This is a genomic window from Kocuria sp. (genome assembly GCF_030538595.1).
Classification (GTDB): Bacteria; Actinomycetota; Actinomycetes; order Actinomycetales; family Micrococcaceae; genus Kocuria.
Genome location: NZ_JAUNTS010000001.1, coordinates 130,336 through 144,619 on the forward strand (window position 1 = coordinate 130,336; position 14,284 = coordinate 144,619).

General features: G+C 61.9%; 17 protein-coding genes. 8 read left to right on the top strand and 9 right to left on the bottom strand.

The genetic code is table 11. The annotated features are described in order from the left end of the window. Nucleotides 1-77 precede the first annotated feature (77 nt). The 4 genes from Q4G32_RS00610 (at nucleotide 78) to Q4G32_RS00625 (ending at nucleotide 2,761) form a co-directional block, all read left to right on the top strand. Nucleotides 78-422 (top strand): hypothetical protein, encoded by a 345-nt coding sequence (locus Q4G32_RS00610; RefSeq protein ID WP_303348455.1) that lies wholly within the window; start codon nucleotides 78-80, stop codon nucleotides 420-422. A gap of 170 nt (nucleotides 423-592) precedes the next feature. Next, nucleotides 593-1,003: a hypothetical protein gene (locus Q4G32_RS00615; RefSeq protein ID WP_303348456.1), complete on the top strand. Its 411-nt coding sequence runs from the start codon at nucleotides 593-595 to the stop codon at nucleotides 1,001-1,003. Then, nucleotides 1,000-2,205, top strand: a complete 1,206-nt coding sequence (locus Q4G32_RS00620; RefSeq protein WP_303348458.1) for a relaxase/mobilization nuclease domain-containing protein — start codon at nucleotides 1,000-1,002, stop codon at nucleotides 2,203-2,205. The genes Q4G32_RS00615 and Q4G32_RS00620 overlap by 4 nt, the downstream gene beginning before the upstream one ends. Beyond that, nucleotides 2,177-2,761: a hypothetical protein gene (locus Q4G32_RS00625; RefSeq protein WP_303348460.1), complete on the top strand. Its 585-nt coding sequence runs from the start codon at nucleotides 2,177-2,179 to the stop codon at nucleotides 2,759-2,761. Before Q4G32_RS00620 ends, Q4G32_RS00625 begins: the two co-directional genes overlap by 29 nt. 67 nt (nucleotides 2,762-2,828) lie before the next feature. Here Q4G32_RS00625 and Q4G32_RS00630 read toward each other — a convergent pair whose 3' ends face one another. Beyond that, the gene (locus Q4G32_RS00630) at nucleotides 2,829-3,581 is read right to left on the bottom strand and encodes a hypothetical protein (RefSeq protein WP_303348462.1); all 753 of its coding nucleotides are present in this window, start codon (nucleotides 3,579-3,581) and stop codon (nucleotides 2,829-2,831) included. A gap of 110 nt (nucleotides 3,582-3,691) precedes the next feature. Between Q4G32_RS00630 and Q4G32_RS00635 the strand changes: the two genes are divergently transcribed. Then, the gene (locus Q4G32_RS00635; RefSeq protein WP_303348464.1) at nucleotides 3,692-3,988 is read left to right on the top strand and encodes a helix-turn-helix domain-containing protein; all 297 of its coding nucleotides are present in this window, start codon (nucleotides 3,692-3,694) and stop codon (nucleotides 3,986-3,988) included. Nucleotides 3,989-4,168: 180 nt separating this feature from the next. On the opposite strand, the gene Q4G32_RS00640 is transcribed toward Q4G32_RS00635, so the two are convergent. The 3 genes from Q4G32_RS00640 to Q4G32_RS00650 all read right to left on the bottom strand — a co-directional run bounded on the left by Q4G32_RS00640 (nucleotide 4,169) and on the right by Q4G32_RS00650 (nucleotide 6,628). After that, entirely contained in the window at nucleotides 4,169-4,360 is a 192-nt protein-coding gene (locus tag Q4G32_RS00640) for a hypothetical protein (protein WP_303348466.1), read from the bottom strand. Nucleotides 4,361-4,378: 18 nt separating this feature from the next. Continuing rightward, a complete protein-coding gene (locus tag Q4G32_RS00645; protein ID WP_303348469.1) occupies nucleotides 4,379-4,927 on the bottom strand; it encodes an antirestriction protein ArdA in 549 nt (182 codons plus the stop codon). A 126-nt stretch (nucleotides 4,928-5,053) separates the two neighbouring features. Then, nucleotides 5,054-6,628, bottom strand: coding sequence for a recombinase family protein (locus Q4G32_RS00650; protein WP_303348471.1), 1,575 nt, complete (start codon nucleotides 6,626-6,628; stop codon nucleotides 5,054-5,056). A 119-nt stretch (nucleotides 6,629-6,747) separates the two neighbouring features. On the opposite strand from Q4G32_RS00650, the gene Q4G32_RS00655 reads away from it, so the two are divergent. Next, complete coding sequence (locus Q4G32_RS00655; RefSeq protein WP_303348473.1) at nucleotides 6,748-7,173, top strand: hypothetical protein; 426 nt, start codon at nucleotides 6,748-6,750, stop codon at nucleotides 7,171-7,173. A gap of 24 nt (nucleotides 7,174-7,197) precedes the next feature. Beyond that, entirely contained in the window at nucleotides 7,198-7,887 is a 690-nt protein-coding gene (locus tag Q4G32_RS00660) for an AbiV family abortive infection protein (RefSeq protein ID WP_303348936.1), read from the top strand. 6 nt (nucleotides 7,888-7,893) lie between these two features. Here Q4G32_RS00660 and Q4G32_RS00665 read toward each other — a convergent pair whose 3' ends face one another. The 5 genes from Q4G32_RS00665 to ychF form a co-directional block, all read right to left on the bottom strand. Further along, entirely contained in the window at nucleotides 7,894-9,015 is a 1,122-nt protein-coding gene (locus Q4G32_RS00665; protein WP_303348475.1) for a hypothetical protein, read from the bottom strand. Continuing rightward, nucleotides 9,012-9,785: a TIGR02391 family protein gene (locus Q4G32_RS00670; RefSeq protein ID WP_303348476.1), complete on the bottom strand. Its 774-nt coding sequence runs from the start codon at nucleotides 9,783-9,785 to the stop codon at nucleotides 9,012-9,014. The genes Q4G32_RS00665 and Q4G32_RS00670 overlap by 4 nt, the downstream gene beginning before the upstream one ends. Nucleotides 9,786-9,853: 68 nt before the next feature. Then, nucleotides 9,854-11,011 carry a DNA methyltransferase gene (locus Q4G32_RS00675; protein WP_303348477.1) on the bottom strand — a complete coding sequence of 386 codons (1,158 nt, stop codon included), beginning with the start codon at nucleotides 11,009-11,011 and terminating at the stop codon, nucleotides 9,854-9,856. 50 nt (nucleotides 11,012-11,061) lie between these two features. Next, the gene (locus Q4G32_RS00680) at nucleotides 11,062-12,042 is read right to left on the bottom strand and encodes a Bpu10I family restriction endonuclease (RefSeq protein ID WP_303348478.1); all 981 of its coding nucleotides are present in this window, start codon (nucleotides 12,040-12,042) and stop codon (nucleotides 11,062-11,064) included. Next, nucleotides 12,042-13,139 carry a redox-regulated ATPase YchF gene (ychF, locus tag Q4G32_RS00685; protein WP_303348479.1) on the bottom strand — a complete coding sequence of 366 codons (1,098 nt, stop codon included), beginning with the start codon at nucleotides 13,137-13,139 and terminating at the stop codon, nucleotides 12,042-12,044. The genes Q4G32_RS00680 and ychF overlap by 1 nt, the downstream gene beginning before the upstream one ends. A gap of 99 nt (nucleotides 13,140-13,238) precedes the next feature. On the opposite strand from ychF, the gene Q4G32_RS00690 reads away from it, so the two are divergent. Beyond that, nucleotides 13,239-14,210 (top strand): ABC transporter ATP-binding protein, encoded by a 972-nt coding sequence (locus Q4G32_RS00690; RefSeq protein WP_303348480.1) that lies wholly within the window; start codon nucleotides 13,239-13,241, stop codon nucleotides 14,208-14,210. Nucleotides 14,211-14,284 lie beyond the last annotated feature (74 nt).

Here is a 14,284-nt window from a genome sequence, read left to right on the forward strand (position 1 = left end):
TCTGAGCAATCCGAACATTGCAGTCCAGCAGCGTTCACAAGAGCACCGGCATCGCCGGGTGAAGAGAGGAGACCAGCATGGCGAACCAGACGAAGGCACAGCGGATCGAGGCGAAGGTCGACAGCGGCTTGTCGCATATCGAGGCGGAGATCGAGGTCGAACAGGAGGACGCCGCTGCTCGTATCGCTCGGCTGCGGAAGCGGCAGGAGAAGGAGGACGCGAAGGTCCGTGGGATCGTCGTCGACCTCTTGGAGGAGGAGCACTCGGAGGTTTTCGAGCGTCTCCAGGCCAAGGCGCGGGAGCGGCTGGTCGGTGAGGCTCAGCGTCGTCGGGAGCGTGCGAAGCGGGCGGCGCGTTCGCCTCGGGTCGCGGCACCGGTTGGCGAGGAGACCGAGCAGTCGGTGTATTCCACCGGGGCGTGAGGCCGGTGGTCAGGAGGGGTCGAGGGGAGGGCGCAGCCCTCCCCCGCAAGCTCCTTTGAGGAAGACGAGCGCCTGCGATGTCTGACGAAAAGGTTGCTTGCACCTCATGTGTCTGGGTCACCGGGCAGAGCAGGCATTTGAAGCACGACGACGAAGGAGGAGGGATTCACATGGCAAGCAACAACCCAGACACGCGGCCACCGAGTAAGGGTAAGCGACTCACCGTGCGGTTCGACGAAGGAGAACTCGCACGCGTGAGGCGGCGCGCCCTTGCGATGGGGGTCGCTCCGTCGGCACTGGTCCGGGCCTCCGTCCTCGACGTTATCGGGGCCGGGGCTGTGCCGACGGCGATCGCGGCAGCGATCGCGGACCCCGAAGGGGTCACTGCGGACACTTCTGCTCTGCGAGAGCTGCGCATCGAAGTGAACCGCATCGGCGTGAACTTCAACCAGCTGGTGCGCAAGGTCAACCAGCACGGGACTGCGGCGTTCAGTCCAACTGCGTTGGCGGTGCTCGCGCAGCTGACAGACGCGCTGCGTCGGGTCGAGGACGAGCTGGGCGGGACGAGGCGGGCGGCATGAGCGTCACCAACTCCAAGCGCATCGCCAAGACCCGGCCCAAGGTCGAGTACGAGTTGTACGGGGCCAAGGGCACCGAGAAGTACCGGCGCAACAAGGCCGAGGGCACCGACCGGGTGGCAGCGCTGCGTGTGGACGCCGAGAGCCCTGATGAGTTCATCGAGCGCGCCGACGCACTGGCGAGGGCGCACGGCCGCCGGATCGAGGCTCGCTCCTTGATCCAGAGCTTCGAGCGCAGCGAGTTCGACCCGAACGATCCCGAGGCTGTGCAGCAGGTCAACGACTTGGGCTACGAGTTCGCCAAGACGCTGCACCCGAACAGCGACGTGCTGGTGATCACGCACGTCGACGGTGCGGGCGGTCACCCGCACAACCACATCACGGTCATCAACCACGACAACGTCACCGGCCGTGCACTTCAGGGCAACAACATGCACTGGCACGTGGCAAAGCAGAACGACGAACTGATGCGGGAGTACGGGCTGCGTGTGGCCGAGCGCGGTTCGCGCAACGTGGATCAGCGCTCGCTGTGGGAGCACCGGCGTGAAGGCGAGGCTGTCTCGGAGTTCGACCGACAGCTCGGCGACCTGATCGAGGAATCGCTTGCCGATCGGCGCTCGGTCGACCTCGAAAGCTTCCGGCAAGTGCTCGCGGAGAAGGGCATGGAGCTGGAGCAGAAGGTCCACAAGATCAAGGCCAGCGCCGACGGATCGGCCCAGGACCGCGAGTCGATCGGGTGGACCTACAAGGCCGTCGATACCACGGGTGAGAAGCCGAGGAAACGACGCAGGAAAGCCTCGTCGCTCTCGGATGAGTTCACCTATCAGGGTGTTCAACAGTTTTTCAATTACAACCAGGAAAGGACGGTGCGTCATGAGCACTTGGGACAAGATTGCACAGCAGGAATTCGAGGAGTCCAGGAACAGGCAGGAGGAGCTGTCGAGCACGAGTCACTCGATCGAACCGCAGAACGACGCCGCACAGGCGGCGGAGCCGGTGAACAGCTCGGTGGGCTCAAGTCAGAGTTCGGCTCCGGGGGCCGACGGGTCGCCGATGAGCAGGCAGGAGGTCGTGGCTCTGGTGACGACGTTGCTCGGCGCGTCCAACGTGAAGCAGCTCGGCGAAGGCTCATCGAAGATCTCCAACGAGGAGATTCTGACCAGGATCGAGAAGCTCATGGAGCAGAACGAGGGCCTTCGCTCTGATCTGAACCTCCTCAAGGAGGAGGTTCATGCCAAGGCACGTGCAAACATCGATCACAATCAGCTTGCCGAGCGTATCGGAGACTATCTTGCACCTCAGCTGGAGAGGCGTCTTAGCCCCCAGTTTGATGCTAGTGAAAAGCGTATGGCAGCGGCTTTCAAGGCTCAGGAGCGCCACCTCGAAGAGCTGGGCCGTACGAAGACTGCCGAGATGAGGGAGACGCTTCAGGACTTCACCAAGGGCCTGGACAGGGGCGAGAGGATCGTGGCGGGGCTCAAGAGCGCACTGACCTGGGCAGGTATCGGGAAGATCGCTGTAGCGTTGCTGCCGTTTGTATTTGCCGCAATGGTATGGGGGATGCTTGTGGGCATCGTCGCGCAGATGTTCGGTATTCCCCAGATCTTCCACTGGGCCTGGACGTCATTCCTGGAGGCAGAGGCGTGGTGGTCGAAGTTGCTCATTTTCCTCGCCACGACTGGTAGTGCTTTCGGTTTCTGCTGGCTCGTCTACTGGTCCGGCAATAGGGCGGCAAAGAGTCTTTCCCGGATGATGACCTGATGCATCGAGAAAGCAGCAACCCCGCAGCCATTCGGCTGCGGGGTTGCTGCTCTTATTGGTCTCCTGATCAGTCCTTGATCCAGTTGCCGGAGCTGTCGCGCATCCAGTCGCCGGTATCCACCGAGGCAACCGAGACGCTGCCGTCGGTCATGACGGCGAGGTTCGCAGTGGCGAAGTTCTTGTAGATCTCATGCGAGCCGCCGAGAGAGTTTCGCGTTCCGAGGTAGCTGAAGCCGAGAGTGATGTCGGCGTCGTCGTCCTGGGGCGAGGATGCGCAGTCAGCGACCTGGACGATCTGCGAACCGTCATCAGAGGCGTAGATGCCTTCCTCCGGGTCGGTTACATCGAGTTCGTCGAGTGTGGCGATCTCGCCCCGGTACAGGGTGGCGTGGGCGATCTTCTGCCCCTCTGTGTCGTCTCCGTGGTTCTCCAACGTGCTGTAGAAGTCCAGGAGCTCCGTCTTCGCTTGGTCAGAGACGAGTTCAACGCGGATGTCCACGGCGCAGTACTCGGCCGTTTGCAGGTCGTGGGAGGAGACGGTGAAGCTCTTGACCACGACGCTGCTGGCTTCCTCACCCGCGGCCTGCTTGAGGTCGTCAGGCAGGACCACGGTCAGCTGCTCGCCCTTGCCCACGGGCTCCATGCCGTTGAGCGGGAAGTCGTAGACGGCGGCCGACTGTCCCTGCGAGGAGTCCTCGCCGGTCGAGCTGGAGCTGTTCGTGTCGTCCCCCGTGGGTGAAGACGAGCAGCCGACCAGCATCAAGGCTGTGATGGCAGCGGCTGTGGTGAGGGCGGTGGACAGGGTCTTGCGGCGTGGCATATGGGCTCTCTTTCTCGTCTCTAGTCTGGTGTTCCGCTCGAACGGGCACAGGTCTACCGGGTATCAGAATACCCTGGTATAAGGCAGGAATCGGGCTGACTCTTGAAAGAGTGCCTAAAGATGAACGTCCCAATGCGGAGCGAGTCGACCTCCCCGTCCTCGCCCGCCCCCTCCAGGAGTACGTAGGCCGCAACCTCCGCGCCTACCGCAGGCACAAGGGCATCACCCAGGAGCGCGCTGCCGAGCTGCTCGGCTTCGACGTCCGCTACCTCCGGCGCATCGAGACCGGGCAGATGAACCTCCAGCTCCAGACGATCGACCACATCGCCCGGACCCTGGAGGTCGACCCGCTGGAGTTCTTCACTGGCGGCCCCTGGGATGAGGACGCAGTCACGGATCAGGGCTGATGCCCAGCTCCTCGTCGGTGTCGTAATACCCGAGCAGGTCACGCTGATCGCGGATCAGCTCGACCGTCGCCCTGTGCAGCGCCAGCAGGTCGTGCAGGCGCGCCTACTCGTCGGTGAGCTTGGGGCAGCCGCGCCACCAGTTGAATGCCAGGGCATGGCTGCTCGCGTTGGACTCTGCACTCATTGCTGTCCCCTCCTCCGGGCACGGATAGCGCGCATGTCGACCACGACGGCGATCGACAGCGGCCCGTGCACCGGGCAGTAGTAGACCCGGCTCACGCTCATGTCCTCAGACATGACGAGCGCCCGCTTGGCAATATTTGGCAGCTCACACTGCACGCACACGCGCAGCTCCCAATCCTCATCAGTCATCAGCACAACTCCTTCCCGTCACAGGTTGCGGAAGACGAACACGCCGCCTCCCGGCGCGTCCTCGACCGTGTAGTCGAACGCGAGATCACGGGTCCACGCCGCCCAGTCGAAGTACCGAGCAACGTCCTCCGGTACTCCTGACAACAGGCCGGTGCTGTCAGCCAGCTCCTCTGCGTACTCACGGAACGACTCCCACTCGCCGCAGTAGCGGTCCTCGAAATCGGGGATGCTCGGCAGGTCACCCGTGCCCTCAGCTACGTAGTCACCGCTCCTCACCCACGCGCACAACGCCTCGCGCTGGTGCTCCGGAACCGACGCCAGGGAGCTACCCCACTCAGTAGCCTCGTGCGGGCTCATCTCGCCGCGCACGGGCAGATTCTCGTGGTCGAAGCACCACAGCTCCTCGCAACCGGCGCTGCTACCGCCCGCGCCCCGGTGCACGTCGGTCAGGGTGACCTCGTCGGCATCGACCGCGTCGAACCACTCACCGACGAGGCGTCCGGTGTTGTAGCAGTGCAGGCAGCCGACCCACACTCGGGGCGCGCTGTCCAAGGTGCTCGTGTCCATGGATCTCCTCCTCATGTCGAGGAGAGCGGCGAACGCGACCGGCAGTCAGGCTCTGATGAAATGACGCGCTTACGCCGCGTCAACCGCTCTCAGGAGACACCCCGGGTCCGCCTGCGGCGGACCTAGTCATTTCCAGACGATTTCGACGGATGCTGGATCAAAGCCTTTTCGCCCTCGGGGCTGCGGCAACAGCAAAACAGTTGCCAGAACATCAATTATCTGACGCCGCAATTCGAGCGAAGCGTGCTCAAAAGCGGCAGCGGGGTTGTCGACCCCGAGGATCGGTAGAAGAGCGCCCGTACGACTTTGGAGCATCTTTTGGGCTTCCAGTTCTTGGATGCGCGTGCCGGCGGCATCACGGACACGTTTGAGGTCGTGTCCTTCGATGATCTCTGCATCGTAGTCGTGCTGTGCACGGGTTATCCTCGCGCGCTGGTCGCTTATCGCGGCGTCAATAGACTTAGTCTTGGGCGTATCTACAGGCGTTATGATCTTCTTCACGGCATCTTTTTTGGCGAGACGGACACTGATGACCCGCGTCACAAAATCGTCAATGGCTGGACCTGATCGGACCATGTGACCTGGGCACGTGTACCCGCGAGGCGCGCCTGTAACCTTCTTGCCGCACGCCTGACCAGTCTCGGAATCGACGAGTCCGCAACGGTACAGCCCACTCCCGAGGCGCTTGCGTTTGGTAGCGCCACTGGTGTTGGTGACGCGCTTCTTATCGTCGAGGATCTCCTGAACTTTCCACCATATTTCGTCGTCCACGATCGCGTCCCACTGACCCCGGATAGGCTCCCCGGCCTCATCACGAATGATCTGGGCTCGCCAAGTTCGTCGACGGTTACCGTCCTTCTGGTATTCCTTGGGCGTGTACGTCGACAAGGCCGCATATCGCGGGTTGCGGAGGATGCCGAGCACCGTCGAAGGTGACCAGGGGCCGTCAGGTTTGGGTTCTCGCGGCTCGTACGGCCGATTCTCGTCCTCGGCCCGGATCTTCCGCGCTTGCTCGCGTTCCATTGACACCGTGTGGGTATGTTTCGGGAGCGCGGGCAACTCTTTGATGACCTCGGTGCCGCTGAGGGCTCGAGCTAGCGAGCGCAGCGACTCCGGATGTTCTGGTTTGCTGAATAGTGCATAGATTGCTCTCACCGCGTCGGCCTCGTGCTTGATCACGTCGCCGTTAACTGCGTACCCGAGCGGTCGCATACCCTTCGGCGCGCGGCCCATCTTGGCTCGCTGCTGCTGCGCCTTGGACTGCCGCTTGCCCTTGCGCACAACCTCTGCGCGCGCCACCTGGATCTTGATCCCGGCGATCAGCAGCCCGTTTTCGTTCGTCAGGTCCACATCACCGGACACTGACTTAAGCAAAAGCCCGCGGAACCGAGCGGCGTCAACCCAGTCCTCCATCTGCCGGGGCTGACGAGTGAGTCGGTCTAGGTCCCAACACACGATCGCGTCGAATGCACCGGTTTCATAGTCAGAGACCATGCGGTCGTAGTCAGGTCGAGACTTAGTGGCGTCTGTGGCGCTGATCGACTGGTCGATGTATGTCTCCACAACGGTCCACCCTTCGCGCTCAGCGAGCCGTTCGCAATCCTCACGTTGACGCTCAATGGCGAGCCCGTCCATCTCGCGGTCGAGGGATATGCGTAGGTAGATGGCAGCACGACGAGGGGCGGCTGACGGCATCTTCATGAATCCAGTCTACCAACAACACGTAAGACGTGTACGAACTTCTTTTCAGTGTCCGTCCGACTGCAAGTGGTACTCTCAAATTGTTCGCCCGTCGTCACAACGTGCCACAGGAGCCTGCCATGCCGCAGATAACCCTTCGAGTCCCAGATCTGGTTGAGTGCACGCACCGAGTCCATCCCGACTTGGGGAGCGTAGTTGAGGAATTCTGCGACGCCGACCAGAACAATCTTGCAGAGGCGGCATCTCTATGTCAGAAGTGGATTGCTCCCGAGTTCATGAAGCTCCTCAACGAGCTTGAGCTCGATGGGCGCCTCCCTGACATCGACTTCGACATCGACGCTACCGATGCTTCTAAGCGCGTACTGACGTTTAGAGCGCATGAGGGCACGACGACTGAGGATGTTCGCGGCCTCGTCCAACGCGCATGGAAAGCAACACTCAACACCTATGCGGATGCCCTGTACTATCGCGCGCAAGAGTTGGCGACCGGACACTCCACACCGGATTGGACCCCCGACAAGGCCGTGGGTTCCCCGACGCTCTAGGTGTAGGAGAATCGTCGTGTGAAGATGCATCCGAACACGGCGCGCACGTTCTGGAAGGCCCTCATGGACAATGCCTCCGGGCTCATCGCTGACGCCCACACTCTGCTCGAGCGCGGGTCGTTCGGTCGCGCCCGATCGCTCGCCGTCCTCGCTCAGGAGGAGCTGGGCAAGGCGCTGTGGATCTATGAGACGTTCGAGCATGACTGGAGTACCGGGACCGAGCGCGCGTGCGATGTGCCACGGCTGACGTCAGACGGCCGTCGACATGCGATCAAGTACATGGAAGCCTTCGTTTTCGGACAGGAACTCGCTGCGTTCTGGGGCGACTACGAGTCCTACGAACTACCGGAGGACGAATCCCCAGAAGGCTGGAAGACTTACTTCGCGAAGAAGAGAGACGAAGCACAGGCCGCGGGTAAGCGAGCCAACGAGGAGAAGATGGCCGGGTTTTACGTCGACCTTAGTGACAAGGAGGTCCGCTCTCCCGCCGACATTTCCGCGGGAACGATCAATGCCGACCTCCAGACAGCGGCACAGGTCGTCGAGATGCTGCTCATCAAGGACCACAGCCGGATGAAGCTCGAGGCCACGACGCCTTACGACAGCACGCACGCGCAGCAGCACCGACTCCTGCCGATCTCGCACCCCGAGGACTGGGCTGCAGCGTCGCAGGAGTTCCGAGACGGTGACTACCTCAAGGGCAAGGAGGTTTGAGCAGCGCTATCCGGCCCCTCGGGCCAGCCGGTCGGCGTAGCCGATGAGGCTCGTGACGAGCATAAGCACTTGGATGCAGTTGCGCTTGCTGAACTGACGCGAGGAGACGCCGTGGACGCTGGCGTGGCGGGAGTAATAGTGCGGTGCCTTGTCGCCCTTGTGACTCCAGAACTCCTCGTGCGCGTTCCAGATCGGCAGCCACACGAACGCTTCGCGGACGCCCATCTCATCAATCTCCTCGGGGACGTCCGCTCCTCTCTTGCGGTTCGTGATAGCCCCGCGGGCCTTCCGGTCGGGGTAGAAGCGGTAGATCAGTGTGTCCAGCGTGACGGTGAACATGGCCTGGGCCGAACGGGCATGGCCGGCGCGCATCGCGCCGAGACCGTCGAGCGCGAAACCGAGCTCGTCGCTGACCGCGGCGTGGTCTGCCCGCTCCAGCACCGCCGCGCAGTCCTCCATGAGCGACTCATAGCAATCGCTGAGCACCCGTCGTCGCCCGGCGCGGTCCTTCGCTCGCAGCAGCCGCAGGGCCGTCCGGCCACGCGGCACGAGGTAGAGCGGGATGCCCTCCTGCTCGACGAACTCGTGGACCTGACTGGCCCTGATCTCGTCCGCATGATCTTTGAGGTTGGGCGGCAGCAGGGCGCGGTTGAGACCACGGAGTGCCTCGGGTTCGAAGAGGGGCCCGAGAGACCTTCGCAGGCCTTCCATTGCCTGCGCCTGCTGCTCCGAAATCCGCTTGAGCATCTCCTGGGTCGCGGGATCGAGGACCGGTCCCTTCCGCGCGGACAGGTCGAACGGCGGCATCGAGAAGGTGGGAACGCTCGCGGCGGTCGACGCCATCTGCTCCCGGAGCCGCTCGTTCATCGGCGCGAGGGCCTCGCGGACTATGGCGCTGTAGTCGGGCATCGACGAGCGGATCCGCTCCTGCAGGGGCGCGAGGACGCTGGCAACGAGATCGTCCATGTTCGGCAGCAGCGACCGCGAGAACCCCGCTGGCATGCGGAAGCCGACCCTTCGATCCTTCTGATCGCCCTCGGACGGCTCTTCCAACTCCGACGCTCCTTCCCCGGCACGGGAGGCGTCCTCGTCTTCAGGTTCGACCCCGTGGCCGTCGTCATCGTTCACGGCGAACTTCCGTTGGACGCCGACACGCCGTCAAGTCTTCGATGGACCGTGGAGACCATCGTCAGCACTTCGAGCAGCTCGTCGTCGCTGATCGTGCGGCTCAGCCGCGGGTCGTGAGCTGTCGGGTTCCGGTAGAGGCCGTTCAAACCCTTCACGAGATTCGCGAGCCCGGTCTGCTCGTCCTTCTCGGTCTGCGTCCGCAGCGAGTTGATCGCGAGCATCGGGACGCCAGACTTGCCGAGCGCCAGAGCGGCGTCGATAAGGGCGGCTCCGTCGCCCGACGCTCCGGTCAGGCTACGTAGACGATCGAAGATACTCTTGGTCGCTTCGAGGCAGGCATGAAAGTGCGCCTGCTTTAGCACCTCCATGGAGCAGTACCGGAGCACTTCCGGATGGCACTTGCGGCGGCGAAGCTCGTCGCGGAGCGACGTGGCGATGCGTGAGGCTTCATCCAGGGACTGGGCGACTGCACCCTTGGCAACCTTGCCCTCGTCGTTGACCCGCAGCCCGACGAACGCGAGATGCTCGTTGAGGCCGTCCTGGCGGAGGGAGAACAGCTCCGGCTGGCTCCGATAACGCACTGGCTCCATCGCCGTGACGATGAAAGTAATGATGCGCTTCGGACTCCCGAATCGGTTCTGCGCCACGACGAAGGCCTCGGCGAGGCGAACCCGCTTGGTCGCGCCAGGAAGCGGGTCCTGCATGTCAAGGCGCGCCAACAGGTCTTGGATCTCACTCCCGGTCAGTCCATCCTCAGTATCGGCGAGCACTGCCGCGACCGACTGCAGGACCGAGTACGACCACGGCGGTAGCGGCGGCTTAGACGCGGTCCCTTCTGTCAACGATCCAAGCACCGCTGACCGGAAACCCGTCCGTGATCTGGTAGAGCAGAGGGATTCACTTTGTCGGCCAGACTCACCGCTTCGGCAATCTCGGACTCGGTCTCATCGCTTGAAGCAATAAGCCCTCCAAGGACGGCGCATCCGACCTCCCTGCCCAGCAGCGTTGGGTTGACTCCCTCAATAGCGCGAGCGACGTGCCTGAAGACGAGAATGTCTTCATAAACGAGCGCCCCATAACGACTCCGGAACTTACGCTCATGCTTTCCGACTAGTTCTAGGCCACCGCTACCAGTTGCCATTTCATACACTATCTGCGGGTTCGGAACTGCAGACCCGCGGACGCTAGACTCGCGTCCAACCACCCAAACAGAAACGCCGCCATTTCTCACCGCACGCAAACTCTCGCGCAGAGTCTCCCCAATGTCTTGCGCGTACTGAATGATCGTTAGGAAGCGATTCTGTCGATGCTTCCTGTTCGACCCGAACTCCGCCCGGGCCGCGGGCAGAACCCCGTAACCAAGCAGCTCCACAGCCTTGCGATAATTTTGGTGGTAGTTGAAGACGTTCACGTACGGTGGAGACGTCAAAACCATCCCTGCTTGACCGTCCGGGACAAAAATTGATCGGGAGTCACCTAGTTGGATAGAAAGCTCAGGCCCGGCATCGGGCAAGCTCTCCACCAGATCTGATACAAGTCTGAGCGCGCGATCAAGATTCCTCCTCAAAACCGTGTCACCATTCTTTAGAGCAAGAAGGAACACAGCATTGGCGACGAGAGACTCAAGCGGTTCGTCGGACTCCTGCACCACTCTGAGAAGGGAACCCGTGTCGCTACTGGCAGCGCGATCGGCAGCGAACCTCGTGAACACGCGATTGAGTGCTTTTTCTCTTTCACTCGGGTGGAAATTGACCAGCAGATAGAGACTGGCAAGAATCTGCGCCGCGGGATTCACCTCTACCCCATGGCTGGGAAGTCCAGCGCGCGCAGCCTCGATCATCGTAGTGCCGCTCCCGCAGAAGGGATCGACCACCAAGCCACCTTCAGAGTATGTCTGGAGGAGTACCTCGACCAACCCCGGGCTAAACTGCCCTCGCCATGGGAGCGAGTTGACGCGCCTTCCGGGCTCGATATCGAGGCGACTCTGCGGGATCACGTCGCGAGAGTACGCAATTTCTGAGTAGGACACAGCTTCAGCCACAACCATCAGAAATAGCCCCGCTCCACAGCATCAGAAAGGTCGGTCGTCTGATTCTGAAGGATAGCCCGGACCCTGTGGACGAATCGCAAGACGACATCGGTCCTTACCGGAGTATTTCGGAGACGTGCAACGTACGCCTGGCGATTCTCACGCCGATAACGGGCATTACTATAGTTCTTCCGGTCTTGAGAGCCTGTTCGTTTGCCCCGCAAGACAAGCACTTCGGAGATGTCTGTGCCAGCCGAACTGATAGGCGTCATATCCAGATACTCGCAAATCAAGAAATAGTGAGACCCGGGAGCCGCAATAGTCAGATCATGGCTTGTAGCCGAGGCTTCCTGAAACATCGTTTTGTCGAGATTCGTCTTAAGTTCCGCGGCAATATAAGCCACATACGTCGAAACTTCGTCAGTCATCGACGAGTCGAAAGAAGAACTAAACGACGCCTTCATATATGCCGGCCGACCAATCGTGAAGTCTTGGTCCTTGCTCCGCACGACCAATCCTGGGCGGCCCGTCCCATCAGTTAGCGCTGACTGGAACCGAGCCGCAGCGAACGCCTTCGCCGGCCCGACGACCAAGTCGATATCGCCAAGTTCAGGCATAATGACCGGATCGACGAGCCACGGGAACCATTCTTCGAGCACCGAATTGTCGAGCTTCAACTGTCCTTTTTGCCTATAGAGGAACGATTCATCGCTATCCCAGATGAGATCGACTTCGATCTTCTCCTTGTAGGCGTTGAGAAGGCCCACAAGGTCTTCAACCTTTGCATCGCCAGTTGAAGTCAAGTTGGACATGTCTTCGATCCATTGCGCGTAATGCCGAACCAGTGACTCGACCTTCGGCAGGTCCGAACCGGGGAGCTTCGCATTATTGACAAGTTCACGCAGTTTGTCCCCGTGCGGCGTGGGGCGACGGTATGGAGCAGCAGCAACTTCCTCGACTGGGACGGTCTCCTCGAAGGCGTCCTGATCTTCACGCATCACTTCTTGCCTCCAGACGTAAGACCTGTCCTGAACTCCACCACGTCCCCATCCTTCATGACGTAGTCCTTACCCTCCATCCGCACCTTGCCCGCCGCCTTGGCCTCCGCCATGGACCCCGCAGCCATCAAGTCTGCAAAAGACACCACCTCAGCCTTGATGAATCCCCGCTCAAAGTCCGTGTGGATGACCCCGGCGGCCTGCGGCGCGGTGGCACCCTTGCGTACGGTCCACGCCCGGGATTCCTTGGGACCGGCCGTCAGGTAGGTCTGCAACCCCAAGGTGGAGAAGCCCACCCGAGCCAACTTGTCCAACCCAGATTCTTCCTGACCGGACATCTCCAGCATCTCCCGGGCCTCGTCCTCGGAGAGCTCCACCAGCTCGGACTCCAGCTTGGCATCCAAGAACACACACTCGGCAGGTGCTACCAGCGCAGCAAGTTCGGCTTGACGCTCAGCGGAACCCAGCACGCCGTCGTCGGCATTGAACACAAAAATGAATGGCTTGGCGGACAGCAGCGTGAGGTCACGCAACTGCTCCATGTCCAGGTCAGCGGCACGGGAGAACACCGTGTGCCCCTCCCCCAGAACCTCCAACGCGGCCTGGTAGGCAGCCAGCTTGGCGGGGTCGGCCTTCTTGATCTTGACCTGCTTCTCCAGGCGCGGAATCGCGTTTTCCAGGGTCTGCATGTCCGCCAGGATCAGCTCGGTGTTGATGGTTTCCATGTCGGAGGCCGGATTCACGGCGCCATCCACGTGAATCACGTCGGGGTCCTCAAACGCCCGAACCACCTGGGCAATGGCATCAGCTTCACGGATGTTGGCCAGGAACTGGTTGCCCAGCCCCTCGCCCTCGGAAGCACCCTTCACAATGCCCGCGATGTCCACAAAAGACACCGTGGCCGGAACTTCACGCTCGGAACCGAACACGGATGCCAGCTGGCCCAGACGCTCGTCCGGCAGGTTCACCACGCCAACATTGGGCTCAATGGTGGCGAACGGGTAGTTCGCCGCCAGCACGGTATTACGGGTCAATGCGTTGAACAGGGTTGACTTGCCCACGTTGGGCAGTCCCACGATTCCAATAGTTAAAGCCACGGAAGCCGAGTCTACCGGCCACGGACCATGCCAAATGTCATGCCCAGAACGTGACACTCGCCAGATTCGCTGCAGCGCCACACCGGGCAGTCTTGGACCATGAGCACTCCAACCACACCGCAGACACAGGCCACACGGCCCGCAACGCCACCCGCCATCCAGCTCACCGATCTCCACAAGACCTTCACCACCCGCGGGGGTAAAATCCAGGCCGTCAAAAGCCTGGATCTGCGCGTTGACTCCGGGGAGGTGGTGGCGTTCCTAGGACCCAACGGGGCAGGAAAAACCACCACCTTGGACATGATTCTGGGTTTCACCTCCCCCACGTCGGGCTCCTGCCAGGTCTACGGCACCTCACCTCAGACCGCGGTCAAACAGGGAAGAATCTCAGCGGTCCTCCAGTCGGGGGCTTTGCTTGACGACCTTTCCGTGCGGGAGACAGTGGCAATGATCGCCTCCCAGCACGCTCACCACATGCCCGTGGATCAGGCCCTGGAGCGAGCGGGAGCCAACACCTTCGCCTCCCGCAAAGTCTCCAAATGCTCCGGTGGCGAACAGCAACGTCTCCGCTTTGCCCTGGCGCTGCTGTCCCAACCAGACCTGTTGATCCTGGACGAACCCACCGCCGGCATGGACGTCACCGCGCGCCGCGAGTTCTGGGCCACCATGCACGCGGAAGCCGAGCGCGGCCGCACCATCGTCTTTGCCACCCACTACTTGGAAGAGGCAGAGCAGTTCGCGGACCGCATCGTGGTGATCGCCGCGGGCAGCCTCCTGGCAGATGGCACCACGGAGGAAATTCGCGCGCTGGGTGGCCTGCGCACCGTCTCGGTCCTGTGGCACGACGACGCCGACCCCTCCGCCGTCGTCGCCCAAGTCCCCGGCATTGAGAAATGGCACCGCGATCACCAGCGTGTGGTGTTTTCCGGCGCGGATACGGACGCCATCGCCCGCCACCTACTGACGCACACCAACTGCACCGACCTTCTGGTGACCCAGGTACCTCTGGAAGAAGCCTTTGTGGACCTGACCCAAAACTCCGCGACTCACAGCACGCCCGGGAAGGACTGAGCTGCCATGACCACCACAGCCAATTCGCCACGTCAATCCGCCGGAGCAACATCGGGACCATCACCCCGGCCCAA